The sequence below is a fragment of the Xanthomonas sp. BRIP62415 genome, from assembly GCF_003993515.1.
Lineage (GTDB): Bacteria > Pseudomonadota > Gammaproteobacteria > Xanthomonadales > Xanthomonadaceae > Xanthomonas > Xanthomonas euroxanthea.
Map to the genome: position 1 here is coordinate 20,654 of NZ_QEZH01000015.1, position 26,757 is coordinate 47,410.

At 67.0% G+C, this 26,757-nt stretch carries 23 protein-coding genes and 2 pseudogenes; 13 read left to right on the forward strand and 12 right to left on the reverse strand.

The window, feature by feature from the left end:
- Positions 1-19 precede the first annotated feature (19 nt).
- Positions 20-721 carry an SGNH/GDSL hydrolase family protein gene (locus EO141_RS05655; RefSeq protein WP_119129655.1) on the reverse strand — a complete coding sequence of 234 codons (702 nt, stop codon included), beginning with the start codon at positions 719-721 and terminating at the stop codon, positions 20-22.
- Between the two features lie 320 nt (positions 722-1,041).
- Here EO141_RS05655 and EO141_RS05660 point away from each other — a divergent pair, with 320 nt between their 5' ends.
- The 3 genes and pseudogenes from EO141_RS05660 to EO141_RS05670 all read left to right on the forward strand — a co-directional run.
- Positions 1,042-1,422 carry a diacylglycerol kinase gene (locus tag EO141_RS05660; protein WP_104533011.1) on the forward strand — a complete coding sequence of 127 codons (381 nt, stop codon included), beginning with the start codon at positions 1,042-1,044 and terminating at the stop codon, positions 1,420-1,422.
- Positions 1,423-1,680: 258 nt separating this feature from the next.
- Positions 1,681-2,313 carry a LemA family protein gene (locus tag EO141_RS05665; RefSeq protein WP_104649654.1) on the forward strand — a complete coding sequence of 211 codons (633 nt, stop codon included), beginning with the start codon at positions 1,681-1,683 and terminating at the stop codon, positions 2,311-2,313.
- 27 nt (positions 2,314-2,340) lie between these two features.
- Positions 2,341-3,057, forward strand: a pseudogene (locus tag EO141_RS05670) (TPM domain-containing protein); the annotation flags it as partial.
- Here EO141_RS05670 and EO141_RS05675 read toward each other — a convergent pair.
- The 3 genes and pseudogenes from EO141_RS05675 to EO141_RS05685 all read right to left on the reverse strand — a co-directional run.
- Positions 3,046-3,762: pseudogene (locus EO141_RS05675) on the reverse strand (TPM domain-containing protein); the annotation flags it as partial. The pseudogenes EO141_RS05670 and EO141_RS05675 overlap by 12 nt on opposite strands.
- A gap of 27 nt (positions 3,763-3,789) precedes the next feature.
- Positions 3,790-4,422 carry a LemA family protein gene (locus EO141_RS05680; RefSeq protein WP_104649654.1) on the reverse strand — a complete coding sequence of 211 codons (633 nt, stop codon included), beginning with the start codon at positions 4,420-4,422 and terminating at the stop codon, positions 3,790-3,792.
- A 258-nt stretch (positions 4,423-4,680) separates the two neighbouring features.
- Positions 4,681-5,061, reverse strand: a complete 381-nt coding sequence (locus EO141_RS05685) for a diacylglycerol kinase (RefSeq protein ID WP_104533011.1) — start codon at positions 5,059-5,061, stop codon at positions 4,681-4,683.
- A gap of 320 nt (positions 5,062-5,381) precedes the next feature.
- On the opposite strand from EO141_RS05685, the gene EO141_RS05690 reads away from it, so the two are divergent.
- Positions 5,382-6,083, forward strand: coding sequence for an SGNH/GDSL hydrolase family protein (locus EO141_RS05690; RefSeq protein ID WP_119129655.1), 702 nt, complete (start codon positions 5,382-5,384; stop codon positions 6,081-6,083).
- Positions 6,084-6,313: 230 nt separating this feature from the next.
- On the opposite strand, the gene EO141_RS05695 is transcribed toward EO141_RS05690, so the two are convergent.
- The 3 genes from EO141_RS05695 to EO141_RS05705 form a co-directional block, all read right to left on the reverse strand.
- The gene (locus EO141_RS05695; RefSeq protein ID WP_104649656.1) at positions 6,314-7,585 is read right to left on the reverse strand and encodes a HAMP domain-containing sensor histidine kinase; all 1,272 of its coding nucleotides are present in this window, start codon (positions 7,583-7,585) and stop codon (positions 6,314-6,316) included.
- A gap of 144 nt (positions 7,586-7,729) precedes the next feature.
- A complete protein-coding gene (locus EO141_RS05700) occupies positions 7,730-8,443 on the reverse strand; it encodes a response regulator transcription factor (RefSeq protein ID WP_002811889.1) in 714 nt (237 codons plus the stop codon).
- A gap of 104 nt (positions 8,444-8,547) precedes the next feature.
- On the reverse strand, positions 8,548-9,216 hold the full coding sequence (locus EO141_RS05705) for an arylesterase (protein ID WP_180708127.1): 669 nt from the start codon (positions 9,214-9,216) through the stop codon (positions 8,548-8,550).
- Between the two features lie 91 nt (positions 9,217-9,307).
- Here EO141_RS05705 and EO141_RS05710 point away from each other — a divergent pair, with 91 nt between their 5' ends.
- The 7 genes from EO141_RS05710 to EO141_RS05740 all read left to right on the forward strand — a co-directional run bounded on the left by EO141_RS05710 (position 9,308) and on the right by EO141_RS05740 (position 16,913).
- The gene (locus EO141_RS05710; RefSeq protein WP_256359910.1) at positions 9,308-9,925 is read left to right on the forward strand and encodes an ATP-binding cassette domain-containing protein; all 618 of its coding nucleotides are present in this window, start codon (positions 9,308-9,310) and stop codon (positions 9,923-9,925) included.
- A complete protein-coding gene (locus tag EO141_RS05715) occupies positions 9,922-12,405 on the forward strand; it encodes an FtsX-like permease family protein (RefSeq protein ID WP_126946240.1) in 2,484 nt (827 codons plus the stop codon). Before EO141_RS05710 ends, EO141_RS05715 begins: the two co-directional genes overlap by 4 nt.
- A 195-nt stretch (positions 12,406-12,600) precedes the next feature.
- A complete protein-coding gene (locus EO141_RS05720; protein ID WP_127168714.1) occupies positions 12,601-13,518 on the forward strand; it encodes a TauD/TfdA family dioxygenase in 918 nt (305 codons plus the stop codon).
- A gap of 84 nt (positions 13,519-13,602) precedes the next feature.
- A complete protein-coding gene (locus EO141_RS05725; RefSeq protein WP_127168713.1) occupies positions 13,603-14,649 on the forward strand; it encodes an ABC transporter substrate-binding protein in 1,047 nt (348 codons plus the stop codon).
- 3 nt (positions 14,650-14,652) lie between these two features.
- On the forward strand, positions 14,653-15,492 hold the full coding sequence (locus tag EO141_RS05730) for an ABC transporter ATP-binding protein (RefSeq protein WP_115676154.1): 840 nt from the start codon (positions 14,653-14,655) through the stop codon (positions 15,490-15,492).
- Positions 15,489-16,373 carry an ABC transporter permease gene (locus EO141_RS05735; protein WP_119129651.1) on the forward strand — a complete coding sequence of 295 codons (885 nt, stop codon included), beginning with the start codon at positions 15,489-15,491 and terminating at the stop codon, positions 16,371-16,373. The genes EO141_RS05730 and EO141_RS05735 overlap by 4 nt, the downstream gene beginning before the upstream one ends.
- Positions 16,374-16,559: 186 nt before the next feature.
- Positions 16,560-16,913, forward strand: coding sequence for a DMT family protein (locus EO141_RS05740; protein ID WP_024938302.1), 354 nt, complete (start codon positions 16,560-16,562; stop codon positions 16,911-16,913).
- Positions 16,914-17,091: 178 nt separating this feature from the next.
- On the opposite strand, the gene EO141_RS05745 is transcribed toward EO141_RS05740, so the two are convergent.
- The 5 genes from EO141_RS05745 to EO141_RS05765 form a co-directional block, all read right to left on the reverse strand.
- Positions 17,092-18,015, reverse strand: a complete 924-nt coding sequence (locus EO141_RS05745) for a DUF6607 family protein (protein ID WP_127168712.1) — start codon at positions 18,013-18,015, stop codon at positions 17,092-17,094.
- A gap of 29 nt (positions 18,016-18,044) precedes the next feature.
- Positions 18,045-18,677 (reverse strand): Hemin transport protein, encoded by a 633-nt coding sequence (locus EO141_RS05750; protein WP_127168711.1) that lies wholly within the window; start codon positions 18,675-18,677, stop codon positions 18,045-18,047.
- 5 nt (positions 18,678-18,682) lie between these two features.
- Complete coding sequence (locus tag EO141_RS05755) at positions 18,683-20,914, reverse strand: TonB-dependent hemoglobin/transferrin/lactoferrin family receptor (RefSeq protein ID WP_127168710.1); 2,232 nt, start codon at positions 20,912-20,914, stop codon at positions 18,683-18,685.
- A gap of 152 nt (positions 20,915-21,066) precedes the next feature.
- Complete coding sequence (locus EO141_RS05760) at positions 21,067-21,306, reverse strand: hemin uptake protein HemP (protein WP_024938306.1); 240 nt, start codon at positions 21,304-21,306, stop codon at positions 21,067-21,069.
- Between the two features lie 311 nt (positions 21,307-21,617).
- Positions 21,618-22,586, reverse strand: coding sequence for an aldo/keto reductase (locus EO141_RS05765; protein ID WP_115676145.1), 969 nt, complete (start codon positions 22,584-22,586; stop codon positions 21,618-21,620).
- A 1,362-nt stretch (positions 22,587-23,948) separates the two neighbouring features.
- Between EO141_RS05765 and EO141_RS05775 the strand changes: the two genes are divergently transcribed.
- The gene (locus EO141_RS05775) at positions 23,949-25,247 is read left to right on the forward strand and encodes a nucleoside transporter C-terminal domain-containing protein (RefSeq protein WP_127168715.1); all 1,299 of its coding nucleotides are present in this window, start codon (positions 23,949-23,951) and stop codon (positions 25,245-25,247) included.
- 77 nt (positions 25,248-25,324) lie between these two features.
- Positions 25,325-26,281 carry a ribokinase gene (locus EO141_RS05780; RefSeq protein ID WP_126944361.1) on the forward strand — a complete coding sequence of 319 codons (957 nt, stop codon included), beginning with the start codon at positions 25,325-25,327 and terminating at the stop codon, positions 26,279-26,281.
- Positions 26,282-26,757: the final 476 nt, after the last annotated feature.

The window sequence follows — 26,757 nt, forward strand, 5'->3', positions numbered from 1 at the left end:
CAGATCGACCCGCCAAGCGTTACTTCTGCTCCAACACCGGTGCCACGGCCTTGCGCCAGATGGCATAGCCATCGGCGGTCATGTGCAGCATGTCGTCGCGAAACAGCGCGGCACGTGGCTTGCCGGTGGCATCGAGCATTGGCGTGTAGACGTCCACGTAGTCCACCTGCGGCAGCGGCGCGAGTGCGTCCTTGATCAGGCGATTGGCGGTCACGATCGCCGGCAGCAGATGGGCGCGCGAGGGGCTGGGTTTGATCGACAGGTAGCTGATGCGCGCGCTGGGCAGATCGCGGCGGATGCGCGTCACGAATGCCAGCACGTCGTCGCGGACCTGCTGCGGCGTGCGGCCGCTGTTGAGATCGTTGTCGCCGGCATACAGCACCACCTGGCGCGGCGCATACGGGATCACGATGCGGTCGGCGTACCAGGTGCTGTCGCGCACTTCCGACCCGCCGAAGCCGCGATTGATCACCGGCATGCCGGGGAAATCCTGTGCCAGCGTGTCCCAGAAACGGATCGACGAGCTGCCGACGAAGACGATGCCGTGCCTGGGGGGCGGCTGCTGCGCGTCGCTGTCGGCGAAGTGCTGCATATCCGCTTCCCAGGCGGCATTGGACACCTGCGCCGGTATCTGCGGCGTGGTGTGCGGGGTTGCGGCGTGTAGCTGGCCGGACAACAGCACAAGGGCGCACAGCAGCGTGCGCAAGGGATGTTTGGTCATGCGAAGGAACCTGCAACAGTAAAACGGGCCATCATGGTGCGACAGGCTGGAAGCGCAGGGCAAACCCATGGGCTTCCAGCGCCTGCGATCGCCGTGGGTGCAGATCGCCTCGCCGTGCCTGCACCGACGCTGTTGCGAAGATTGCGCCATGCGGCAGCACCTGACGGCCCGGCAGGCCCAACGTCAGCTGTTCGACCGCGTGGCAGCGCCCTGGCGGCGCGCTGCACGACGGTGCAAGATTCGCACTTTCCTCAGCAGTGACCCCGCCATGCGTTTTAGCCGTCCCCAGACATGCCCTTGCGGCCGGAAGCACTGACCGCATGGCCGATCAACTGGGACACGTGCCGCGCGGTCCGCGCCGCATGCTCAAGGCGGCGATCTGGTCATGGCAGGGATTGCGCGCGGCATGGCTGCATGAATCCTCGTTTCGGCTGGAGGTGTGTCTGGCGGCAGTGATGTCGCCGCTGGGGCTGTGGCTGGGCCAGTCCGGCCTGGAACGCATCGCGCTGGTGGCGCCATTGCTGATCGTGCTGGCGGCCGAATTGCTGAATTCGGCGATCGAGGCGGTGATCGAGCGCTACGGCCCCGAGCACCATGTGCTGGCCGGCCGCGCCAAGGACATGGGTTCGGCGGCGGTGTTCCTGCTGTTGATCAATGTGCTGCTCTGCTGGGGACTGATACTGCTGCCGCGGTGGTTCTGACGGCCCGTGCGTCTGCGCAGGCCACAGCCGCCGATCAGCTTCTGCAGGCGATTGGATCGGCGAAGGTGGAGACGTTCGTGCGAGCGACGCACCAGAGCGCGCTGGCGGTCGTGCCGGCCGCCACGGAGCCCGCGGTGACTGCCGCGGTTGCAGGCTTGCTCGCATCTGGCCGGGATCAGCTGCCTGGCGGGCGCATGTGCATGCCGGGTTGACTCGCCGCGTGGCATGCTGCGGCTCTCTTTCAACGGAATCGCCTGCATGCCCGTCCTGATTCGCGCCCTGGTGTTGCTGATGCTGACCGTCTCGCTGTCCGGTTGCGGCTACAACGCGATCCAGCAGAAGGAAGAAGGCGTCAAGGCAGGCTGGTCGGAGGTGCTGAACCAGTATCAGCGTCGTGCCGACCTGATTCCCAATCTGGTGCGCACCGTGCAGGGCTATGCCCAGCAGGAGCGTCAGGTGCTGACCGAAGTGACCAACGCGCGCTCGCGGGTCGGACAGATCCAGGTCAATGCCGATGACGAAGCCTCGCTGAAACGATTCCAGCAGGCGCAGGGCGAGCTCGGCAGCGCGCTGTCGCGCCTGATGGTGGTCAGCGAAAACTATCCGCAGCTGAAATCCGACCAGTCGTTCCGCGATCTGCAGGTGCAACTGGAAGGCACCGAGAACCGCATCACCGTGGCGCGCGGTCGCTACATCCAGACGGTGCAGGACTACAACACCTACATCCGTTCGTTTCCGCAGGTGATCACCGCCAAGATCTTCGGCTACCAGCCCAAACCCAACTTCAGCGTGGAAAACGAGGCGCAGATCTCACGCGCACCGCAGGTGGATTTCGGCAATCAGCAGGCGCCGCAGCAACAGCCTGCGCAGCAACCGCAGCCTGCGCAGTAACAGCGCTTACCAGGCAGGAGTCAGGCAATGCGGCAAACGCACAGCTGGGTGTTCTGGATGTTGGCGCTGTTGTTGCTGCCGGCCTCGCTGCTGGCGCAGGACCTTGCAGCCATTCCGCCACTGCGCTCGCCGGTGGTCGATACCACCGGCACATTGGACGCCACGCAGACCCGGCAACTCGAGCAGCAGGCGCTGGCCCTGCAGCAGCGCAAGGGCGCGCAGTTGCAGATCCTGATCGTACCCACCACCCAGCCGGAGGCGATCGAGCAGTACACCCAGCGGGTGTTCGACCAGTGGAAGATCGGTCGCAAGGGCGTGGACGACGGCGTGCTGCTGCTGGTGGCCAAGGACGATCGCCGGGTGCGCATCCAGCCCGGTTACGGCCTGGAGGGCGCGATCCCCGACATTGCCGCCAACCGCATCATTCAGGAGTACCTGGCACCGCGCTTCCGTGAGGGCGACTACGCTGGCGGCATCGGCGCTGCGACTGCGACGCTGGCCGGCCTGATCGAGGGCGAGCCCTTGCCGGCGCCGGTCAGCGGGCACGCCGCTGCCGGCACGGGCAATGGTTCGGGCGGAGGCGGTGGCTGGATCATGGCCTTGTTCATCGGGTTTGTGGTCGCGATGGTGGCGCGCGGCATCCTCGGCGCCCTGCCGCGGCCGCTGCGTGCGTTGCTGACCGGCGTCGCGGCCGGCGGCGCTGCCTTGCTGTTTACCTCGCTGCTGTTTGCCAGCGCCGGCGCTGGCAAACAGCAGCGAGGTAAACAGCAAGGCAGCGCCGCCGGCCGCGACGCCGGTCAGCAACGCACGCAGCGGCCGCGGCAGGGCGCCGAGGATGCCGCGCGCCACCATCGCGACCACAAACCCGATGAACAAGGCCATGATCCAGCCACCGCCTCCGCCCGAACCATTGCCCGTGCCGGCAGCGGCGTGCCCGCTGACCGGCGCCGGCAAGGGCTCGCCCTCGATCAGGCCGGCCAGCGTCGCAGTCGCAGCGCCGATGCCGCCAGCGTAGTCGCCCTCACGGAAGCGCGGTGCCAGGTACTCCTGAATGATGCGGTTGGCGGCAATGTCGGGGATCGCGCCCTCCAGGCCGTAACCGGGCTGGATGCGCACCCGGCGATCGTCCTTGGCCACCAGCAGCAGCACGCCGTCGTCCACGCCCTTGCGACCGATCTTCCACTGGTCGAACACCCGCTGGGTGTACTGCTCGATCGCCTCCGGCTGGGTGGTGGGTACGATCAGGATCTGCAACTGCGCGCCCTTGCGCTGCTGCAGGGCCAGCGCCTGCTGCTCGAGTTGCCGGGTCTGCGTGGCGTCCAATGTGCCGGTGGTATCGACCACCGGCGAGCGCAGTGGCGGAATGGCTGCAAGGTCCTGCGCCAGCAGCGAGGCCGGCAGCAACAACAGCGCCAACATCCAGAACACCCAGCTGTGCGTTTGCCGCATTGCCTGACTCCTGCCTGGTAAGCGCTGTTACTGCGCAGGCTGCGGTTGCTGCGCAGGCTGTTGCTGCGGCGCCTGCTGATTGCCGAAATCCACCTGCGGTGCGCGTGAGATCTGCGCCTCGTTTTCCACGCTGAAGTTGGGTTTGGGCTGGTAGCCGAAGATCTTGGCGGTGATCACCTGCGGAAACGAACGGATGTAGGTGTTGTAGTCCTGCACCGTCTGGATGTAGCGACCGCGCGCCACGGTGATGCGGTTCTCGGTGCCTTCCAGTTGCACCTGCAGATCGCGGAACGACTGGTCGGATTTCAGCTGCGGATAGTTTTCGCTGACCACCATCAGGCGCGACAGCGCGCTGCCGAGCTCGCCCTGCGCCTGCTGGAATCGTTTCAGCGAGGCTTCGTCATCGGCATTGACCTGGATCTGTCCGACCCGCGAGCGCGCGTTGGTCACTTCGGTCAGCACCTGACGCTCCTGCTGGGCATAGCCCTGCACGGTGCGCACCAGATTGGGAATCAGGTCGGCACGACGCTGATACTGGTTCAGCACCTCCGACCAGCCTGCCTTGACGCCTTCTTCCTTCTGCTGGATCGCGTTGTAGCCGCAACCGGACAGCGAGACGGTCAGCATCAGCAACACCAGGGCGCGAATCAGGACGGGCATGCAGGCGATTCCGTTGAAAGAGAGCCGCAGCATGCCACGCGGCGAGTCAACCCGGCATGCACATGCGCCCGCCAGGCAGCTGATCCCGGCCAGATGCGAGCAAGCCTGCAACCGCGGCAGTCACCGCGGGCTCCGTGGCGGCCGGCACGACCGCCAGCGCGCTCTGGTGCGTCGCTCGCACGAACGTCTCCACCTTCGCCGATCCAATCGCCTGCAGAAGCTGATCGGCGGCTGTGGCCTGCGCAGACGCACGGGCCGTCAGAACCACCGCGGCAGCAGTATCAGTCCCCAGCAGAGCAGCACATTGATCAACAGCAGGAACACCGCCGCCGAACCCATGTCCTTGGCGCGGCCGGCCAGCACATGGTGCTCGGGGCCGTAGCGCTCGATCACCGCCTCGATCGCCGAATTCAGCAATTCGGCCGCCAGCACGATCAGCAATGGCGCCACCAGCGCGATGCGTTCCAGGCCGGACTGGCCCAGCCACAGCCCCAGCGGCGACATCACTGCCGCCAGACACACCTCCAGCCGAAACGAGGATTCATGCAGCCATGCCGCGCGCAATCCCTGCCATGACCAGATCGCCGCCTTGAGCATGCGGCGCGGACCGCGCGGCACGTGTCCCAGTTGATCGGCCATGCGGTCAGTGCTTCCGGCCGCAAGGGCATGTCTGGGGACGGCTAAAACGCATGGCGGGGTCACTGCTGAGGAAAGTGCGAATCTTGCACCGTCGTGCAGCGCGCCGCCAGGGCGCTGCCACGCGGTCGAACAGCTGACGTTGGGCCTGCCGGGCCGTCAGGTGCTGCCGCATGGCGCAATCTTCGCAACAGCGTCGGTGCAGGCACGGCGAGGCGATCTGCACCCACGGCGATCGCAGGCGCTGGAAGCCCATGGGTTTGCCCTGCGCTTCCAGCCTGTCGCACCATGATGGCCCGTTTTACTGTTGCAGGTTCCTTCGCATGACCAAACATCCCTTGCGCACGCTGCTGTGCGCCCTTGTGCTGTTGTCCGGCCAGCTACACGCCGCAACCCCGCACACCACGCCGCAGATACCGGCGCAGGTGTCCAATGCCGCCTGGGAAGCGGATATGCAGCACTTCGCCGACAGCGACGCGCAGCAGCCGCCCCCCAGGCACGGCATCGTCTTCGTCGGCAGCTCGTCGATCCGTTTCTGGGACACGCTGGCACAGGATTTCCCCGGCATGCCGGTGATCAATCGCGGCTTCGGCGGGTCGGAAGTGCGCGACAGCACCTGGTACGCCGACCGCATCGTGATCCCGTATGCGCCGCGCCAGGTGGTGCTGTATGCCGGCGACAACGATCTCAACAGCGGCCGCACGCCGCAGCAGGTCCGCGACGACGTGCTGGCATTCGTGACGCGCATCCGCCGCGATCTGCCCAGCGCGCGCATCAGCTACCTGTCGATCAAACCCAGCCCCTCGCGCGCCCATCTGCTGCCGGCGATCGTGACCGCCAATCGCCTGATCAAGGACGCACTCGCGCCGCTGCCGCAGGTGGACTACGTGGACGTCTACACGCCAATGCTCGATGCCACCGGCAAGCCACGTGCCGCGCTGTTTCGCGACGACATGCTGCACATGACCGCCGATGGCTATGCCATCTGGCGCAAGGCCGTGGCACCGGTGTTGGAGCAGAAGTAACGCTTGGCGGGTCGATCTGGCGTCGCACTCGCCAGATCGACCCATTGCGTCACCGATCCCGCAGAGGCACCTGGCGTCTGCGGCAGATCGGCACGGCACGCAGCCTCGTTGCCACGTGGTGGAAAACAGCAGCATCGGCAACCGCAAACGGCGCCCTGGGCGCATGCGGCGCATCTCCCTGGTCAGTGGCAGATTGCAGGCAGCCACATGCCGCTACGGCCACTACTCCCTCAGGCCACCACCACCGCAACCGAGGTGCCCACACCGGACTCGCTATGCAGTTCGATCCGCCAGCCGAAGCGATCGCACAGCCGGCGCACGATCGACAGGCCCAGGCCGGTGCCCTGCGGGCGGGTGGGATCGGCGCGGAAGAACGGCTCGAACGCGCGCGCACGCGCCTCTTCGCTCATGCCGATCCCGGTATCGCGCACGATGATGCGGTCCTGGGTGACTTCCACCTCGATGCTGCCGGTATCGGTATAGGCGCAGGCATTGCGCAGCAGGTTGCTGAGCACCACGCGCATCACCCGCGGCGGGGCGAACATCTGCAGGCTGCGGTCACCGACCATCGTCAGGGACACCGGCTTGTCGCCCAGCAGCTGGCGGGCGCTATCGACTTCCTCGCTGGCCAGTTCGGCGGCATCGAAGGTCTCGCTTTGCGGGTCGATCTCGGCTTCGCGCGCCAGGATCAGGAAGGCGTCGATCACCGCTTCCATGTCACGGCCGGCGCGCTGGATCCGGCGCAGGCTGCGCTGGGTGCGTTGCGACAATTCGTCGTCGGCCAGCGCCATGTCGCTGGCCACCCGGATCACCGTCAACGGTGTGCGCAGTTCGTGGCTGGCATCGCGGGTGAAGTTGCGCTCGCGCGCGACATGGTCGCTGACCTTCTGCCCGAGCGTATGCAGGGCAGCGGCCAGCTGCCGCGTTTCACCCTGCAGGTCGGCGGGCAACCGCTCCGGTGCCAGTTCGTCGACATCCGGGTTGCGCGGGTCCCACTGCGAGACGCGCCGTGCCAGCCAGCTGATCGGCGACACCAGGCGTTTGGAGATCCGGTAGGTCACCCAGAACACGCCATAGATCGCCAGCAGCACCAGCATCGCCGGCACGATTCCGAACCAGAGCGTCAGATGGGCCGCACGCGAGCGTGGGAACACCAGGTACAGACGCCCTTCCGGACGTTGATCGACGTACACCAGGGCATCGGCGGCAGCCACTTCGCTGAAGCCTGGCGACAACCGCTGCAACTCCGCCGGCGCCGTGTCGCGGCCCTGGCCGGCAGGCAAGAAATAGCCCTGGATATTGCGTGTATTCGGCGGCGGGTTGTTCGGTGCGTCCTTGTGCACGCGCCAGAAATGCACCGCCTCGTCGGCCAGCACGGTCCGCACCAGGCTGTACTTGATGACGAACGACAGCAGATAGCCACCCAGCACGATCGCCAGGCTCGCCAGAGCGACCTGCAGGAGGAAGGCCAGACGTATTTTTCGTGGAAGCCCGTGCGGCATTGCTGCATCCAGGGGAGAGCGCCGGATTATAGGCAACGCTTCCGTAAGCCCGTCGTGCAGCCAGACGGCAGCGCGCGGAAACGAGCGGCGCGTGGGCGCCTACAGGAGGTGGCCGGCCGCCAGCATGGCGGCCGGCCGGCGACATCAGGCCATCGGCTGGGCGATGTCGGCAATGCGATAGCCGGCGCTCTGCACGGTGTGCAGCAGCGGGCGATCGAACGGCTTGTCGATGATCTTGCGCAGGTTGTACAGATGGCTGCGCAGGGTGTCCGAATCCGGCAACCCGTTGCCCCAGATCTCGCGCTCGATTTCCTGGCGGGTCACCACCCGCGGCGACTCGCGCATCAGGATGGTGAGCAGCCGCAGACCGATCGGCGAGAGCTGCAGCTCGGTACCGGCGCGGGTGGCGCGCATGCTGACCGGATCGAGCACCAGGTCGGCGACCTTGAGCACTTCCGACCCGACCTGGCGGCGCTCACGACGGATCAGGGCACGCAGGCGCGCTTCCAGTTCCTGGATCGCGAACGGCTTGGTCAGGTAGTCGTCGGCGCCGAAACCCAGGCCGGTGAGCTTGTCGTCCAGCGTATCGCGGGCGGTCAGCATCAGCACCGGGGTGGACTTGCGTGCGTCGTTACGCAGGCGGCGGCACACTTCGATGCCGTCCAGACGTGGCAGCATGAGATCCAGCACGACCACGTCGTAGCTGTTCTCGGCGGCCAGACGGTAGCCGTCGAGTCCGTCCTGCGCATAGTCGACCTCGAAGCCACGGCCTTCCAGGTACTCGCCGATCATTTCAGAGATATTGCGGTTGTCTTCAACGACCAGCACGAGGCCGGACGTTTCCTTGGTCTGACGCATGGACTTTCCTCGGTCTTCAGCTTTGTGAAACATGCCGGATCGGCAGTGGAAAGGGCGTGAAGACCATCTAACGTTTTGTGACGGCGGGCGTTGCCCGACGGCCGTCAACGGCCGAGCAGGGGGCGCAGCGCGGGCCACACCGTTTCCAGCACCCTGGGCTGGGCCGTGGCAGTGGGATGCAGGCCGTCCGCCTGCATCAGGCCTGGCTGCAGCGCGACCTTTTCCAGGAAGAACGGCACCAATGCGGTCTTGTACTGGCTGGACAGGTCGGCATAGGTCGCCTTCAGGCGTTCGCGATAGGCGGGGCCATAGTTGGGCGGCACATCGATGCCGAGCAGCAGCACCTTCGCGCCGGCCTGCTGGCTGAGCTGGATCATCTTTTCCAGGTTGCCCTTCAGCTGGGCCGGGGTAAGGCCGCGCAGCGCATCGTTGCCGCCGAGTTCGATCACCACCACGCCGGGGTGGTGCTTCTGCAGCAGGCCGGGCAGCCGCGTCAATGCACCGGAGGTGGTCTCACCGCTGATGCTGGCATTGACGACCGCCGGTGGCGTCGCCATGTCACGCTTGAGGCGTTGGTCCAGCAAGGTGACCCAGCCAGACTGCACCGGGATGTTGTGCGCAGCGCTCAGGCTGTCGCCGACGACCAGGATCGGGGCGGTCGCCACCGGACTTTTGGCAGAGGCAATTCCCGGCGCGAGCAGGGACAGTGTCAGCAGCCACAGGACCAGCACGCCATATCGCAGTGTTCTTTCACGCATTCGGAGATTCCTCATCGACAGTCTGGCCCCCCACTCCAGTACCCGCATTGCCATCGACGTCCGCGACGTCGGCAAGTCCGTCAGTGGACCGGAGGGAACACTCCACATCCTCGACAAGGTCAGCTTGACGGTCAGTGAAGGCGACAGTATCGCCATCGTCGGCGCATCCGGCTCGGGCAAGACCACCCTGCTCGGCCTGCTGGCCGGGCTGGACCTGCCCAGCCGGGGCAGCATTGCGCTGTCCGGCCAGGAGTTGGGCCAGCTGGACGAAGAGGCCCGTGCCGCCCTGCGCGCGCGCGAGGTGGGCTTCGTGTTCCAGAGCTTCCATCTGCTGCCGGCGCTGACCGCCGAAGAAAACATCGCGCTGCCGCTGGAACTGGCCGGGCGCGAGGACCCGGCGCGGGTACGCGAGGTACTGGAGGCAGTCGGCCTGAGCGCGCGTGCGCGCCACTACCCGCGCCAGCTGTCCGGTGGCGAGCAGCAACGCGTGGCGCTGGCACGCGCATTCGTGGCCAGACCGCGCATCCTGTTTGCCGACGAGCCCACCGGCAGCCTGGACCAGACCACCGGCGCGCAGATCAGCGACCTGTTGTTCGCGCTCAACGCCACCAGCGACACCACCCTGGTGCTGGTGACCCACGACATGACGCTGGCGCAGCGTTGCAAGCATATCTACCGCATCGACAGCGGCCGCCTGCACGCCCAGACCGGTCCGGCCGCATGAACGTGCTGCGTCAAGCCGCACGCGCGGTGCGCCGCGAGTTCCTGGCCGGCGACCTGCTGACCGTGTTCGCCGCGCTGGTGCTGGGCGTGGCGGTGATGACGGCGGTTGGCACGCTGGTCGATCGGGTGACCCTGGCGCTGACCTCCAGCGCGGCCGAGGTGCTCGGTGGCGATCTGGGCGTGACCGGCCGCCAGGAAATCCCGGCCGACTTCGCCGCCGAGGCGCAACGCCGCGGCCTGCAGAGCACGCGCATGGTCAGCTTCCCCAGCGTGCTGTTTCACGGCGAGGCCAGCCAGATGGCCAATATCCGCGGGGTTGGCGCGGGCTACCCGCTGCGCGGGCAGTTGCTGGTGTCCAGGGACAGCGCCGGCATGCAGGGCACGCCTGCGGGCGCACCGCCGCCGGGCCAGGCCTATGCCGACCCCCGCCTGCTGGAGGCCCTGGGCCTGCGCGTGGGCGAACAGCTGGAATTCGGCGCCGGCCACCTCACCATCACCGGCGTGCTGCGGGCCGAACCGGATGCGTCCGGCGAGCTGATGCAGCTGTCGCCACCGCTGCTGGTCAATCGCGCCGATATCGACGGTGCCGGATTGCTTGGCCCCGGCAGCCGCGCTTCGTACCGGCTGATGTTCTCCGGTGCGCCCGATGCCATCGCCGAACTGCGCGCCTGGCTGAAACCGCGCGCCAGCGAATTCCGCCTGGTCGGCATCGAGGACACCCAGCGCGGCATGCGCGCGGCGTTCGATCGTGCGGGGCGCTTTTTGGCCTTGTCGGCCTTGCTGGCGGTGCTGTTGTCCGGTGTGGCGACCGCGTTGGCAGCGAACCGCTTTGCGATGCGCCGGATCGACACGGTGGCGGTGCTGCGCTGCCTGGGCGCACGCCAGCGCGACATCCTGGCGATGCTGTCGCTGCAATTGCTGCTGACCGCGATTCCGGCCTGCCTGGTCGGGATCGGGCTGGGCATGCTGGCGCAGGAAGGCCTGGTGCAGGCGCTGGGCAGCCTGATCCCGGACCGGCTGCCGTTGCCGCAGGCCACCCCGGCCCTGGCCGGTGCAGGCATCGGCCTGGTGCTGTTGCTGGGCTTCGGCCTGCCGCCGCTGCTGCGGCTGCGCAACGTGCCGCCGATGCGTGTGCTCAACCGCAGCTTTGCCGCGGTGCCGCCGAGTTCCCTGCTGGTCTACGCCGCGGCATTGGCGGCCACGCTGGCGCTGACCGTGTATGCGACCGGCAACCTGGTGCTGGCCGGCTGGGTGCTGGGCGGGCTGGCCGCCCTGGCGCTGGTGGCGATGGCACTGGGGCTTGGCCTGCTGGCCTTGCTGCGGCCGATCCAGCACCGCCTGCGCGGCGCGTGGAAGCTGGGCCTGGCCTCGCTGACGCGGCGTCGCGGACTGAGCGTGGTGCAGCTGGTCGGGCTGTCGCTGTCGTTGTGCGCGCTGCTGCTGCTGGCGGTGGTCGGCCCCGGCCTGCTCGGGCAATGGCGCGACCGCCTGCCGGCGGAGACGCCCAACTATTTCCTGATGAACATCCAGCCCGAGCAGACCGGGCCGGTGCTGCAGACGCTGCGCGGCCTGGGCGTGGACGATGCGGCCGTGGAGCCGTTTTCGACCGGGCGGCTGGTGGCGATCAACGACAAGCCACCGCTGCGCGGCGACCGCGATCCGGCCGACGATGGCGACGGCGACAACCGCCCGGTCAACTTCTCCTGGCGGCACGCATTCCCGCCGGCAAACACCTTGCTGGAAGGCAGATTCTGGGCGGCCGACAGCACTGCGCCGGAGGCCTCGGTGGAAGAAGGCTGGGCGCAGCGGTATCAGCTCAAACTCGGCGATCGCATCACCTTGCTGCTGGGCGAGCAGCAGCGCAGTTTCACCGTCACCAGCATCCGCAAGGCCGACTGGGATTCATTCCGGGTCAATTTCTTCCTGCTGCTCAACCAGGGCGCGGTCGGCGATGCGCCGTACAACCTGATTTCCAGCTTCCATCTGCCGCCCGGCAATGCGCCCAGGCTGGCGTCGTTGAGCCGCGACTACCCCAACATTTCGGTGCTGGATATCGATGCCATCCTCGGCCGGGTGCGCGAGGTGATCGACCAGGTGGCGCAGGCGGTGCAACTGGTGATGGGCTTCAGCCTGCTGGCCGGTGTGCTGGTGCTGCTGGCAGCCCTGCAGGCCACCGCCGGCGAGCGTCGCTATGACAGTGCGGTGCTGCGCACGCTGGGCGCGCGGCGCGGCCAGTTGCGTGGTGCGGTGCTGGTGGAGTTCGGCGCGCTTGGCCTGCTGGCAGCGACACTGGCGGTGACCGCCGCGGCGGTGATCGGGGCAGTGGTCGGACAGAAGGCGTTCGAGATTGCATTGACGCCGGATTGGCCGCGCCTGCTGATCGGCGGCGCGTTTGGCCTGGCGTTGAGCCTGCTGGCCGGTTGGTCGGGCACGCGCCGCATCCTGTCCACGCCGCCAGCGCTGGCACTGCGGACCGACTGAGGCCGGGTTGGCTGGACACGTGAGCAGGGCGGCGCGCAGGCGTCGCCCTTTTGCGTTCCGTCGCACCGGTGCATATACCGGCAGCGCATAAGCACCTTGCCAATCGTACGTTCGCAGCGGCGAGCGGACTGCCTACAGTGGTGTGTCCGGCCGCCGGCCCAGGCGGCCCTTCGTTGCCGTCGAGGTGCCACCGTCATGGCCAGCGTCCCTTCTGCTGCACGTGCGCAGCCGCCGCGCGATGCGGTTTCCACCGCGTACTCCTCCAGTGTCCGGATCGTGCCGTTCGATGCCCCGCTGGGCGCCGAAGTGATCGGCCTGGATCTGTCGCAGCCGCTGGATGCGGAGACCTTCGCGCGCATCCATCAGGCGCACCTGGACTACCACGTGCTGGTGTTTCGCGAGCAACGCATCACGCCGGCGCAGCAGGTCGCCTTCAGCCGTCGCTTCGGCCCGCTGCAGATCCATGTGTTGCGCAATTTCCAGTTGCCCGGGCATCCGGAGGTACTGGTGGTCTCCAACATCAAGGAAAACGGCAAGCCGATCGGCCTGGGCGACGCCGGCCACTACTGGCACTCGGATCTGTCCTACAAGGACACCCCCAGCCTGGGATCGCTGCTGCACGCGCAGGAACTGCCCAGCGAAGGCGGCGACACCTTGTTCGCCAACCAGCACCTGGCCTGGCAGACCCTGCCCGACGCGCTCAAGCAGACGGTGCAGGATCTGCGTGCCGAGCACAGCTACCTGGCCAAGTACGAGGAGCTGCGTGCGCGCAATCCGTGGCGCCCGGCGCTGACGCCGGAACAGATCGCCGAAGTGAAACCAGTGCAGCATCCGGTCGTGCGCACGCACCCGGAAACCGGCCGGAAAGCGCTGTTTGTCAGCGAGCATTTCACCACCCGCATCGTCGGCCTGCCCGACGACGAGAGTGCCGCGCTGCTGCAGGCCCTGTTCGACCACAGCACCCGCGATGCCTTGGTGTACCGGCATCACTGGCAGCCGCACGACATGGTGTTCTGGGACAACCGCTCGGTCATGCATCTGGCCGCCGGCACGCCCGATCACCTGCGGCGCCGCCTCAACCGCACCACCATCGAAGGCGATGCGCCGTTCTAGCAAGGTGCCGCCTCCCGCACGGTTTACAGCGCGTAATGCGCTGTGAAACGCGCCATCCCCTCCCCCTCCCGATTGGAGCGCCGCATGCGTTTGACCGTCACCTCTCACGCGCGTCCGCAGCGCCGACGCGTTTCCCGGCGTATTGCGCTGCTGCTCCTGGCCGCACTGCCGTTGCTGCACAGCGCACAGGCCCAGGCCGAAGGAAAGCTGCGCATCGCCAAGCAGTTCGGCATCGTCTACCTGCTGCTGGACGTGGCGCAGGATCAGAAGCTGATCGAACAGCAGGGCAAGGCGGCCGGCGTGGACATCGACGTGCAGTTCCTGCAGCTGTCCGGTGGCGCGGCCGTCAACGATGCCCTGCTGACCGGTTCGATCGATATCGCCGGTGCCGGCGTCGGGCCGTTGTTCACCATCTGGGACCGCACCCATGGCCGCCAGAACGTGCGCGGCGTGGCATCGCTGGGCAACTTTCCGTACTACCTGATCAGCAACAATCCGCGCATCAAGTCCATCGGCGATTTCACCCCGCAGGACCGCATTGCGGTGCCAGCCACCGGCGTGTCGGTGCAGTCGCGCTTCCTGCAGCATGCCTCGCAACAGCGCTGGGGCGACAAGGGCACCCACCAGCTGGACCCGCTGCAGGTCGCCTTGCCGCATCCGGACGCGGCCGCAGCGATCATCCGCGGCCGCACCGAGATCACCGCCCACTTCGCCAGCCCGCCATTCCAGGAGCAGGAGCTGGCGCGCAATCCGGCCGCGCACATCGTGACCAGCTCCTACGAGATCGAAGGCGGCCCCTCGTCGGCCACCGTGCTGTACGCCACCGAGAAATTCCGCCGCGACAATCCCAAGACCTACCGCGCCTTCGTCGCGGCGCTGGATCAGGCTGCGCGCTTTGTCACCGCCCATCCGGAGCAGGCGGCGGATATCTTCCTGCGTCGCAATGGCTCGAGCATCGATCGCGCGCTGGTGCTGCAGATCCTCAAGGACCCGAAGGTACAGTTCACCGTGGTGCCGCAGAACACGCTGGGACTTGGCAAGTTCATGCAGCACAGCGGCGCGATCAAGCAGACGCCGGGCAAACTGGGCGACTACTTCTTCGACGATCCGCTGATCGCAGGCGGGAGCTGAGCGATGGCCACGCCCACACCATTGCTGCAGGTCGACCACGTCAGCCTGGAATACGCCTCCGCGCAGCGCGTGGTGCGTGCCACCCACCGCGTGCGTTTCGACGTGCATGAAGCCGATCGCTTCGTGCTGCTGGGGCCGTCGGGTTGCGGCAAATCCACCTTGCTCAAGGCGGTGGCCGGCTTCGTCACCCCGCGCGAGGGGCAGATCCGCCTGGATGGCAACGCGGTCACCGGACCCGGACCGGACCGGGTGGTGGTGTTCCAGGAATTCGACCAGTTGGCGCCCTGGAAGACCGTGCGCGAGAACGTGGTGTTCGGCCTGCGTGCCGCCCGCAAGCTGTCGCGTGCCGAAGCGCGTGAACGTGCCGACGACAGCCTGGCGCAGGTCGGGCTGAGCGCGTTTGCGCAGGCGTATCCGCACACCTTGTCCGGCGGCATGAAGCAACGCGTGGCGATTGCGCGCGCGTTGGCGATGCGGCCGCGCGTGTTGTTGATGGACGAGCCGTTCGCCGCGCTCGATGCGTTGACGCGTTCGCGCATGCAGGAGCAGGTGCTGGAGCTGTGGGAGCAATCGCGCTTCACCCTGTTGTTCGTCACCCATTCGATCGAGGAGGCGTTGGTGGTCGGTAACCGCGTGCTGTTGTTGTCGCCACATCCGGGCCAGGTACGCGCCGAGCTCAACGCGCATGCGTTCGGCCCGCACAGCGCCGGCAGCGTGGCGTTCCAGCAGACCGCGCAGCGGATCCATCGGCTACTGTTCGACCTGCCCGACGACACCCTGGACGATGCCAAGGTGGCGCCATTGCGTCGCCCCGCCGAGCGCCAGCGCGAGGTGCTGCCATGAGCGGCGGCAACGCCACCGCGCTGCCGCCATTGCCACCGGTGCGGGCCGAGTACGAAGTGGCCCTGCAGCCGCTGGATCCCGCATTGGTTGCAGCCGCCGCGCCGACGCGCTGGCAGGCACCACCGTGGCTGCGCAAGGCGCTGGTGCTGGTGGTGCTGATCGCGGTGTGGGAGATCGCCGCACGCGTGGTTGGCGACGATCTGATGCTGCCCAGCGCGCTGCAGACCGCACGCGCGTTCTACGACGGGCTGCTGTCGGGCGAGTTGTTGCGCCGCGTGGGCGCGTCGCTGCGCGTGCTGGCGCAGGGCTACGCGCTGGGCGTGGTGCTGGCCTTCGTGCTGACCGCGCTGGCCGCCTCCACGCGCTGGGGCCGCGACGTGCTCGGCACGCTGACAGCCATGTTCAATCCGCTGCCGGCCATCGCGCTGCTGCCGCTGGCCCTGCTGTGGTTCGGCCTGGGCACCGGCAGCCTGGTGTTCGTGCTGGTGCATTCGGTGCTGTGGCCGCTGGCGCTGACCACCTACGCCGGCTTCCAGGCGGTGCCGGAAACCCTGCGCATGGCCGGGCGCAATTACGGGCTGCGCGGGCCGCGCTACGTGGCGCAACTGCTGATTCCCGCCGCGCTGCCGGCGATCCTGTCCGGGCTGAAGATCGGCTGGGCCTTCGCCTGGCGCACCCTGATCGCGGCCGAACTGGTGTTCGGCGCCACCTCCGGCCAGGGTGGCCTGGGGTGGTACATCTTCCAGAACCGCAACGAGCTGTATACCGACCGGGTGTTCGCCGGCCTGGCGATGGTGATCGTGCTGGGCCTGCTGGTGGAGGGCGTGGTGTTTCAGGCCATCGAGCGGCTGACCGTGCGCCGCTGGGGCATGCAGCGCTAGCGGGATGACCGCGGGAGCCCGGGGCGCCGCGATGCCTGGCCAGTCGCTTTGCCTGGCCACGCTGCAGATGAACGTGTCGCGCCGGCCACCAACGGCCTGAGCCCGCGTGCCGGGCTCATCGGCACGGTCGCGTGCGCTTAACGGGCCTGGCTTATGCTGCCGGCCCCTTTCCTGCCGCCTGCCGTCATGCCTACCGCTCCTTTCACTGCCTATCTGTATCCGGTGCTGTTGCTGATCGCCAGCAATGTGTTCATGACCTTCGCCTGGTACGGGCACCTGAAGTACAAGAGCACGCCGCTGATGATCGCCATCCTGGTCAGCTGGGGCATTGCGTTCTTCGAATACTGCCTGCAGGTGCCGGGCAACCGGCTGGGCAGCGCGGTGTATTCGGCGCCACAGCTCAAGGGCATGCAGGAGGTGATCACGCTGCTGGTGTTCGCGGGCTTCTCGACGTTCTACCTGGGCCAGTCGTTGAAGTGGAATCACTGGGCCGCGTTCGGCTTGATCCTGGTCGCGGCATTTTTGATGTTCAAGGAATAACCGCCCTTTGAAGGGCTAACCGCCGTCTTACCCGTAGGAGCGCACCAGGGCGCGACCTTGCAGCAGCGTCCCAGGGCGCGGCTCGATGGGCGTGTCGGGCGCGATGGGCATGTCGGACATGTCGGGCGTGTCGGGAATGCCCGTCGCGCCCTGGTGCGCTCCTACCGCACCGGGGTGGCTAGTTCGCGGGTTCGACCCACTGCGCGAACACCGCGTCCAGCTGCGCGTCCTTGACCCGCTTGCCGTCCTGCACCGCCTCGGCCTGCTGGAACATCGGCATGATCATCGCCATGCCGTCCGGCTTGGTCTTCAGATGCACGCCTGGCGGCGTGTCAAGGAACCTGGCCCAGCGCGCGCGCACCTTGGCCCAGTAGCCCTGGGTGCCCTTCCAGTACGCATAGGCCGGGGCGAAGTCGACCTCGGTGGTCTTGCGGTAATCGTTGAAGCCGAACTCGCGCGCGATCGCCTCCTGGCTGCCATCGGGCCTGCGCAGCACCTTGGTGTTGAACTGTTCGTGGGTCCAGCCGTTGGGCGTGAGGGTGTGGCGATTGATCACCGCGAGCGCGTTGTAGTCGCTGCGCTTGGTGTACTCGCGGCGCGGCAACGGGCGCCAGCTCGGATCGCTGGTCCAGGTGGGATGGCCGTCGGCATAGTCCCAGCGACCGGTGCCGCAATAGCGCGGCGCGTCGCTGACCTCGTAGACGCACTGGGTCCAGGCGCCGGTGGTGACGGCCGGCGGCAGCGCATGCACCGTCCAGGTCTGATCGGCGGTGAATTCGAACCGCTGCGGCGCTTCGTAGATCCAGTCCTGCCGCCAGTGCTTGGTCACGTGTTTGCTTTTTTCATCCACCAGCAAATGCTGCAGCACCAGCTTGCGCGGTGAGTCCTCCACCACGATCACCACTTCGCTGGCGCCGCTGCGCATGGCCGACGCACGCTCGTAGCCGGGCTTGAGCAGCACTGTCTCGTCGAAGGCAAAGTCCACTGCGTATTCGCCCTGCATCGCCAGGATGCTCTGGCGGTCGCGCTGGACGTCGGCGGCGGCGATCAACGGCAACAGGCTCAGCGTCACTGCGATGCAACGGGGAAACAGTCGGCTCATTCGGAACTCTCGGTCGTGGTTGGAGACCGTCAGCGGCGCAGGCGCACCAGCGCCGTCGTCATGTCGGATGGGTTGGTGTTGCTGGATGTGGCGGAGGCCGTGCGCAAGGCGGCAGCGCGTGCGCAGCAGCAATCGTCCACCGCCACGCGTCCGTCGATGCCCTCCTCGCGTGCCAGGCGTGCGGCAACCTCGGCGCCCAGCGCCGACACGCTCGCCAGGCTGGCGACAAACGGTTGCTCGCCGGTGGCGGCGGTCTGCAGCCGCAAGGCGCTCAATCGCCACGCCTGCCCCCGCATGCGTCCGGCCAGGCGACGCCACAGCCGCTCGCCGACGCCCAGTTCGTGGGTTTCCACCGGCAGCGGCGGCAGGCGCGAGACCAGGCGATCCCAGACCAGGAAGTCGCTGTCAGGCAACAGGCAGATCCGCCAGCAGCACTGCCCTTCGGCATCGAAGAACCAGATGCTTTCGCGCACGCCATCGCTGTCGACCTGCCGGCACGCCGCCGCATCCACCGCGTGCTGCCAGCCGTCCAGTTCGTTGCCCAAGGCAGGCCGATACAGACACAGCACCGTGCCCAGCGCGGCCAGCTGCTGCGGCCGCGGCAACGCGACGCGGGTGGCACGTGCATGCGACAACGACGGCAGCGGGCGGGCGATGGGCATGGCCGCTACCAGCTCACTGCCAGGCTGACCGAGGCGGTACGCCCGGCGCCGGTGAAGCGGTCGAGCACCGTGCTGCTGGCCAGCGTGCCGTTGGGCAGCGCGTTCCAGTCCACGTAGCGGCGGTCGGCGAGATTGAAGATGCCGGCGGTGACCTTGGCACCGGGTGCGAACTCCCAATGCCCCATCAGGTCCAGCGTGGCGTAGCCGGCCGGGGTGTAATAGCTGTCCAGCTGTGGGCGACGCTTGCGGGCGACGAAGGTGCCTATCAGCTCCGCGCCCCAGCCATCGCTGTCGAAGGCCAGGCCGAGCGTGCCGCGCAGCGGGTCGACCGAGTTGAGCGGGGTGCCGTCGGTGAGGTTGTCGCCTTCCGAATACGCCACGGCGCTGTTGAGCGACCAGCCCTGCCAACCGGCCAGGGCGCCCAGATCGATCCCGCCGCGCGCTTCGGCGCCCTTGATCACCACATCGTCCACGTTGCGCGACTGGAACAGCATCAGCCCGTCGGCGTTGAAGCCGGCCGGCGCATAGGATTCGATGAAGTTGCGGTAGTCGGTGTAGTAAACGCTGACGCCCAGATAGCCGATAGCATCATTGAAGCGCAGCCCCAGCTCGCCACCGCGGCTGGTTTCCGATTTCAGGTCCGGATTGGCGATGGCGGTGTAGCGCGCCTGCAGGTTGGTGAAGCCGATATTGACGTCGTTGTACGGCGGTGCGCGGAAGCCGTGCGCGTAATTGGCATAGGCCGACCAGGCGTCCGAAAACCGCCACAGTGCACCGAACTTGGGAGAGACCTGGGTTTGGTCGATGGTCTCGGCGGCAACGCCGGGATTGTCTTCGCGGAAGATGTCGTCCACCTGCGGCGACAGCCGGAAATAATCCACGCGCACGCCGGGCGTCAGCGACAGCTTGCCATCGAACAGGCCGATCTCGTCCTGCGCATACAACCCGAGCTTGGTGGTCTGGCTCTTGGGGAAGTCGCGCACCGGAAACACGTCCTGACCGACGCGATTGGTGATGGCGCCATTGGCCAGATTGACCGAGTAGCCATCGCGCTTGCCGCGGGTGTCGGTCCAGGTGCCGTCCAGGCCATAGGTGATGGCGTGACTGAGCGTGCCGGTGTCGATGGCCTTGTGTGCGTTGACCAGCAGGCCGTAGACGCGCTGATCGAAGTTGTGTTCGTTATGCCGGCGGGTGTTGTTGCCGCGCAGCTCGTCGGTGCGCTGCAGGCTCTCGCTGTCCTGGCGATACAGCTGCCACTGCAGGTCGTCGGCCAGCGACCAGCCCAGCGCATCCAGTTCGTGCCGCAGCGAAACACGCGCACGCGTCTGATGGTCGCGCCCGTCCTGCGACAGGATGCGCAACGATGGGGTGGTCACACGCGGGTCGATGCCGGTCAATGCCTCGATGCTGCCGTAGTCTTCGTTGCCTTCCACGGTGAGCTTGAAGCGCTGCTGCGCGCTGGGCGCGTACACCAGCTTGGCCAGCACGCTGCGGCCATCGATGCGCTGCGGGTTGGCCGCGGTACGGCTGACATCGCGGCTGCGGATGTCGCCCTGGTTCTGCGCCTCCTGGCCCTGGCGGTGGCTGACCGCCACCATGCCGCTCCAGCGTTCGCCGCCGAACGCACCGGTGGCACCGGCGAACAAGCCGTTCCAGTCGCCTTCGTAGCCGAACTTCAGGCCGACATAGCTGTGCCTGTCGGCGTCCAGGTAATCGGAGGGGTCCTTGGTGACGAAGGCCACCACGCCGCCCAGGGCGTCGGAGCCGTACAGGGAACTGGCCGGCCCGCGCACCACTTCGACGCGCTTGAGCGTTTCCAGATCGACAAAGTTGCGGTTGGCGTTGAGGTAACTGCCGAAACTGAAGGTGTCCGACACCGGCACGTTGTCGACCAGGATCGCCACGCGGTTGCCATCCAGCCCGCGGATGCGGATGCCGTTGGCGCCGCTGAAGCGGCCGCTGGTGCTGGTGACCGACACGCCCGGCGTGTAGCGGAACAGATCCTTGAGCTCGCGCACCAGTTGATTGTCCAGTTGCTCGCGGTCGATCACATCCACCGTGCTCGGTACATCGACCAGGGCGCGCTGGGTACGGGTGGCGGTGACCTGCAACCGGTCGAAGTCGTGGACATCACGCGCGGCGTCACCACTGGCGGCGAGGTCGGCAGCGTGGGCACACGACGAAAGGGCAGGCAGCGCAAGCGATAGCGCGACCACCAGCGGATGCAGGCGACTCATCGGGAACCTTTGAAAGGACATTCCCGGCAGCGTGTGCTGCAGACAAGGCCGCGGCCGGCCGCCGGGGTAGAGCGTGGGGTGCGCGGACGGCGGCGGCAACGCCCGCGACAGACGATCCGACCCTGCGCAAGGCGCGGATCGGAGCAAGGCGCTTACTTGGTCAGGATGAGCTTGTCGTTGCTGGTATGGCGCAGGCGATAGACGCGGTCGCCATGCTGGATCAGCACTTCGCGACGGCCCTTAAGCAGCGCCTCGCTGCTGATGAGGTCTTCTGCTGGGACGGCACGCGGAGCAGCGCGGTCGCGCAGGTTGACCGGTTCGGAGCGGAGCAGCACGGGATGAGCGGTCATGATCTGGATCTCCAGTCGGTTGGCCAGACAAATAATAACCATTCTCATTTAATGATCAAGAGCTATTCTCATCTTCGCCACACGATCTTTGCATGGGCTGAACATTTTCGATTCACAAAATCTATCGAAGTATTCCAGCCAAGCCATCCAGCGCTGTCTTCTGCGCGATGATCGGGGCTTGATCACATCGCTCTGGCATGCATTTCTGGCCGAGCGAGAAGCAGCCAGCGCCTGACGCCACAGCGACCTGGCCGCGTGCACGACAGGGAAGACGCAGCCTCACCGGCTCGGTCGACTAACAAGACAAAGCCGACAACCTTGCAGCCGCACCACCCCCAGTGCGTGGCGTGCTCTTAGCGCGTTACCGCCTCTACCTGCGCCCAGCCGGCGGCATCGACCTGGGTCAAGGTGTCCAGCGCGCCGAGATTTTCTTCCAGCTGGGCCACCCGGCTGGCCCCCAGGATCACCGTGGAGACGTGCGGGTTGCGCAGGCACCAGGCGATGGCCAGGCGTGCGGGCGACTGGCCCAGCTCGGCGGCCAGTGCACAGAACGCGCGGGCGCGTTCCAGGCGGCGCGCTTCCGGCGCGCCCAGCACTTCGTCCTGCAGCCAGTGATTGTCCGGTTGGCCGAGGCGGCTATCGGCGTCTACACCGGCGTTGTACTTGCCGGTCAGCAGGCCCGAGGCCAGCGGCGACCAGATCGTGGTGCCCAGCCCGCCCTCGCACAGCGGCGCGTATTCGCGTTCCAGCCGGTCGCGGTGCAGCAGGTTGTACTGCGGTTGCTCCATCGACGGAGCGTGCAGGTGTTCCTGCTCGGCGATGGTGATGGCCTCGCGCACCTGCTCGGCGCTCCACTCGGAGGTGCCCCAGTACAGCACCTTACCCTGGCGGATCAGGGCATCCATGCTGCGCACGGTCTCCCGGATCGGCGTGTCCGGATCGGGCCGATGGCAGAAGTACAGGTCCAGATAGTCCACCCGCAGGCGCTTGAGTGCGGCATGGCAGGCGTCGGTGACATGCTTGCGCGACAGCCCGCGCTGGGTCGGGCGCGGGCTGTCCACCGCGCCGAAAAACACCTTGCTCGACACGCAGTAACCATCGCGCGGCAGGCGCAGGTCGGCGATCACATCGCCCATCACCTCTTCGGCGCGGCCGCGTGCGTAGACCTCGGCGTTGTCGAAGAACGTGACGCCGTTGTCCCAGGCGGCGGCAATCAGGTTGCGCGCTTCGCTGCGCCCGATCTGCTTGCCGAAGGTGACCCAGGCCCCGAACGACAGGGCCGACAGCTGCAGCCCGGTGGACCCCAGACGACGGTAATGCATTGGCAGACTCCAACAACCTCCGCGGCGCCCTGCCCCGGATCGGCGTGCGCAGTGTAGGACGTGGTGCTGCCGGCGCGACAGGCTTGCGCGGCATCCATGCCGCTCAAGGTCCCACGCCGACATCCGCGCAGGCACCACCAGTTATTGTCGGTCGAAAGAAGTGCGGGGCCCGGTGGTCTGCAAGTCTTTGGGAGCGTCACCATCGCTGGCGACATGACAGTAGATGGATGGCCTACTGATTACATCGGCCACGAAGTCCACGGGCATCAACACCTGCTTGACGCATTGCTTGCCGATCAGCGGCGGCAAGCTTGGGAGCGGGGTGTCGCTTCCGGGGGCGGGACCGTGTGCCGGCATGAATGCCGCCACCGAGTCTCCAGGGACGGATTTACGGCGTGTCCCGACACCGGATGCGACGCCGCGCCGCCGACCGACTCCGCACACCGACCAACCTGCGCATGAGGTCTGCCGGTGCTACGTAGAAGCGTCGGTCTACGGCGGGCGCTTGCACGCGTACCGGCGTGGGACACGCCGCAAGTACGTCCATGTAGGCTCTGGCGCGGCATCCATGCCGCTCAAGGTCCCACACCGGCACGCGCGCAAGCACCACCGGTTGCTGTCGGTTGCGGAAAGAAATGCGAACAGCCAGATGAGCTGCACGTTCTTCCGAGCGTCCATTCCTGGCGGCGTGACAGCAGATGGATGGCTTACCGATTACATCGGCCACGGAGTCCATAGGCATCGACACGTGCCTGAAGCCTTGCTTGCCTATCAGCGGCGGCAATGTTGGGAGCGCGGTGTCGCGTCCGGGGGCGGGACCGTGTGGCGGCATGGATGCCGCCACCGAGCCTCCAGGGATGGATTCACGGCGTGTCCCGACACTGGATGCGGCGCCGCGCCGCCGACCGACTCCGCATACCGATCAATCTTGTGCACCACATCTAGAGTTCCACGCGAATGCTTCGGTCTGCTGCGGGCGCTTGCACGCGTACCGGCATGGGACACGCCGCAAGTACGTCCATGTAGGCGCTGGCGCGGCATCCATGCCGGTCAAGGTCCCACACCGGTATGCGCGCACGCACCACCGGTTTTCATCGATGGCTGAGGGGTAAAGCGGCGGCCGGTCGGGTGATCGCGCTTCGGGGCGCGGTCTTTGCGGGCGACGCACGGGCAGCGAATCAATGCCCCCCGATCCATGACCTTGCGCAAGCGCGGCTCGCCCGCCCGCACGCAGGGAACTGCCCGCGCCCGCCCTGGCTCGCCTGCGGGTCAACGGGCGGGGCCTGAATGCTGCTCGCCTTGCCCGCGGTCACCCCCTGCTCTAGGCTTCTCGTTTTGCCGTCAGCAGCCCCGGGGATTGGAATGGTCGAAGGTTTGGGAAGGATCGGTTTCGGCCTGTTCGGTCTGGCGGTGCTCATCGGCATCACCTGGCTGTTTTCGAGCAACCGCCGCGCGATCGACTGGAGGCTGGTCGCCACCGGTCTGGCGCTGCAGATTTCGTTCGCCGCGCTGGTGCTGCTGGTGCCGGGCGGACGCGATGTGTTCGATTCGCTGGGCAAGGGCTTCGTCAAGGTGCTGAGCTTCGTCAATGAAGGGTCCACCTTCATTTTCGGCAACCTGATGAACATCGACAGCTACGGCTTCATTTTCGCGTTCCAGGTGCTGCCCACCATCATCTTCTTCTCGGCGCTGATGGGCGTGCTCTACCACCTGGGCGTGATGCAGGTGGTGGTCCGCGCGATGGCATGGGCGATCACCAAGGTGATGCGCGTGTCCGGCGCGGAAACCACCAGCGTGTGCGCCAGCGTGTTCATCGGCCAGACCGAGGCGCCGCTGACGGTGCGCCCGTACATCCCCAAGATGACCCAGTCCGAGCTGCTGACGATGATGATCGGCGGCATGGCGCATATCGCCGGCGGCGTGCTGGCCGCCTACGTCGGCATGCTCGGTGGCAGCGATCCCGCGCAGCAGGCGTTCTACGCCAAGCATCTGCTGGCCGCCAGCATCATGGCCGCGCCCGCCACCCTGGTGGTGGCCAAGCTGCTGGTGCCGGAAACCGGCACCCCGCTGACGCGTGGCACGGTCAAGATGGAAGTGGAAAAGACCACCAGCAATGTCATCGATCCGGCCGCGGCTGGCGCCGGCGACGGCTTGCGGCTGGCGCTGAACATCGGCGCGATGCTGCTGGCCTTCATTGCGCTGATCGCCCTGATCAACGCACCGCTGACCTGGCTGGGCGAGATCACCGGCGCTGCCGCGCTGCTGGGCCGGCCGACCAACCTGTCGACGATCTTCGGCTACGTGCTGGCGCCGATCGCCTGGGTGATCGGTACCCCGTGGGTGGACGCGACCACGGTCGGCTCGCTGATCGGGCAGAAAGTGGTGATCAACGAGTTCGTCGCCTACAGCGAACTGTCGCGTATCGTGAAGGGCGAAGTGCCTGGCGTGGGCCTGAGCGCGGAGGGTCGGCTGATTGCCACGTATGCGTTGTGCGGCTTTGCCAACTTCAGCTCGATTGCGATCCAGATCGGTGGCATCGGCGGGCTGGCACCGGAACGCCGTCACGATCTGGCCAAGTTCGGGCTGCGCGCGGTACTGGGCGGTTCGATCGCCACGTTCATGACCGCTACCATTGCCGGTGTGCTCTCGCATTTCGGTTGAGGGGCGCGGGTTCATCGGTGTGACGGTCTAATCGCCGCACGCCACGTTTCATTCAGTCATTCAAGTCAAGGGTATTTATGAGTTCGGTCGTCGTTGTCGGGTCCTTCAATGTCGATCACGTGTGGCGCTGCGACGTGCTGCCTGCGCCGGGCGCCACCATCGCCGGTCGCTACAGCACCGGCCCGGGGGGCAAGGGCTTCAACCAGGCGGTCGCGGCTGCACGTGCCGGCGCCAGGACGCACTTCCTGTGCGCGCTGGGCGACGATGCCGGCGGTGCGCTGGCGCGCTCGCTGGCGGCGCACGACGGCTTCGCACTGATCGCCGAGCCCAGCAACGAGCCGACCGGCACCGGCGGGATCTACGTCGACGCGCACGGCCGCAACACCATCGTGATCGGTGCCGGCGCCAATTCGGTGCTGAGCGCTGCATTCGTGGACAACCAACGCGCACTGGTGACCTCGTCCAGCGTGTTGCTGGCGCAGCTGGAATCGCCGGCGGAAACCATCGAGTCGGCGCTGGCACTGGCACGCGAGTGCGGCGTGCTGACCGTGCTCAACGCCGCACCGGCCAATGCACCGACCTCGATCGGCCTGCTCAAGCTGTCGGATGTGCTGACGCCCAACGAAACCGAGTTTGCCGCCCTGCTCGGCCGCCACGTCGGCGAACGCATCAATGCCGACGATGTGGCGGCGCTGGACGGCAACACGCTGCATTCGCTGTGCCGCAAGCTGTTGCCGGGCGGTACCGTGGTGGTAACGCTGGGATCGGTGGGCGCCTTCATCTCGCACGCCGAAGAACAGCTACGCGGCGACACGGCCGCGCATTACCGGGTGGGCGCGGAAAGCGCGCAGACCGTGGACACCACCGGCGCCGGTGACGCCTTCAACGGCGCGCTGGTGGCCTCGCTGGCACAAGCGCCGACTGCCAGCTTCATCACCCACGTGCGTTTTGCCACCCGCTACGCCGCGCGCTCCACCGAAGTGGAAGGCGCCGCCACCTCGATGCCGCGCATGGCCCCCGAACCGGCTGTGTGATCCGCGCGCTTCAGGCAAACAACGAAGGCGACCGCAGCGATGCGGTCGCCTTCTGCGTTCAGGGCGTCCGCTATACCCATCAGACTGATTTGATGTGCGACCGGCATGTCGAGGCCTGTCCGTCGACGGAGGCTGCGAGCCCCGCTGCGCCGGCGCTTCGATCTTCTTCATCTGATAGCAGGCTGGGCGGCGGCACCAGGCGTGATGCAGCGTCGGGCGCCCTACCCTCATCCGGCGCTGACGCGCCACCTTCTCCCGGCGGGAGAAGGAATAGAAGCCCCTCTCCCGTCGGGAGAGGGGTTGGGGTGAGGGGACGGTCAACCAGCAATCTTGCCACTGCCCTCGCTCTACCAGTCACGCGACCCGCGCAGCAACCGCGCAAGACCGAAAGCCGAAAACGCTCTTCCGACTCCCGAATCGGGACTCCCAACTCCCAACTCCCAACCCGACTCCCGACTCCCGTTACCCGCACCCAC

Coding starts and splice junctions, on each gene's coding strand:
- EO141_RS05655 (WP_119129655.1), bottom strand. CDS start 721: ATGACCAAACATCCCTTGCGCACGCTGCTGTGCGCCCTTGTGCTGTTG.
- EO141_RS05660 (WP_104533011.1), top strand. CDS start 1,042: ATGGCCGATCAACTGGGACACGTGCCGCGCGGTCCGCGCCGCATGCTC.
- EO141_RS05665 (WP_104649654.1), top strand. CDS start 1,681: ATGCCCGTCCTGATTCGCGCCCTGGTGTTGCTGATGCTGACCGTCTCG.
- EO141_RS05680 (WP_104649654.1), bottom strand. CDS start 4,422: ATGCCCGTCCTGATTCGCGCCCTGGTGTTGCTGATGCTGACCGTCTCG.
- EO141_RS05685 (WP_104533011.1), bottom strand. CDS start 5,061: ATGGCCGATCAACTGGGACACGTGCCGCGCGGTCCGCGCCGCATGCTC.
- EO141_RS05690 (WP_119129655.1), top strand. CDS start 5,382: ATGACCAAACATCCCTTGCGCACGCTGCTGTGCGCCCTTGTGCTGTTG.
- EO141_RS05695 (WP_104649656.1), bottom strand. CDS start 7,585: ATGCCGCACGGGCTTCCACGAAAAATACGTCTGGCCTTCCTCCTGCAG.
- EO141_RS05700 (WP_002811889.1), bottom strand. CDS start 8,443: ATGCGTCAGACCAAGGAAACGTCCGGCCTCGTGCTGGTCGTTGAAGAC.
- EO141_RS05705 (WP_180708127.1), bottom strand. CDS start 9,216: ATGAGGAATCTCCGAATGCGTGAAAGAACACTGCGATATGGCGTGCTG.
- EO141_RS05715 (WP_126946240.1), top strand. CDS start 9,922: ATGAACGTGCTGCGTCAAGCCGCACGCGCGGTGCGCCGCGAGTTCCTG.
- EO141_RS05720 (WP_127168714.1), top strand. CDS start 12,601: ATGGCCAGCGTCCCTTCTGCTGCACGTGCGCAGCCGCCGCGCGATGCG.
- EO141_RS05725 (WP_127168713.1), top strand. CDS start 13,603: ATGCGTTTGACCGTCACCTCTCACGCGCGTCCGCAGCGCCGACGCGTT.
- EO141_RS05730 (WP_115676154.1), top strand. CDS start 14,653: ATGGCCACGCCCACACCATTGCTGCAGGTCGACCACGTCAGCCTGGAA.
- EO141_RS05735 (WP_119129651.1), top strand. CDS start 15,489: ATGAGCGGCGGCAACGCCACCGCGCTGCCGCCATTGCCACCGGTGCGG.
- EO141_RS05740 (WP_024938302.1), top strand. CDS start 16,560: ATGCCTACCGCTCCTTTCACTGCCTATCTGTATCCGGTGCTGTTGCTG.
- EO141_RS05745 (WP_127168712.1), bottom strand. CDS start 18,015: ATGAGCCGACTGTTTCCCCGTTGCATCGCAGTGACGCTGAGCCTGTTG.
- EO141_RS05750 (WP_127168711.1), bottom strand. CDS start 18,677: ATGCCCATCGCCCGCCCGCTGCCGTCGTTGTCGCATGCACGTGCCACC.
- EO141_RS05755 (WP_127168710.1), bottom strand. CDS start 20,914: ATGAGTCGCCTGCATCCGCTGGTGGTCGCGCTATCGCTTGCGCTGCCT.
- EO141_RS05760 (WP_024938306.1), bottom strand. CDS start 21,306: ATGGTTATTATTTGTCTGGCCAACCGACTGGAGATCCAGATCATGACC.
- EO141_RS05765 (WP_115676145.1), bottom strand. CDS start 22,586: ATGCATTACCGTCGTCTGGGGTCCACCGGGCTGCAGCTGTCGGCCCTG.
- EO141_RS05775 (WP_127168715.1), top strand. CDS start 23,949: ATGGTCGAAGGTTTGGGAAGGATCGGTTTCGGCCTGTTCGGTCTGGCG.
- EO141_RS05780 (WP_126944361.1), top strand. CDS start 25,325: ATGAGTTCGGTCGTCGTTGTCGGGTCCTTCAATGTCGATCACGTGTGG.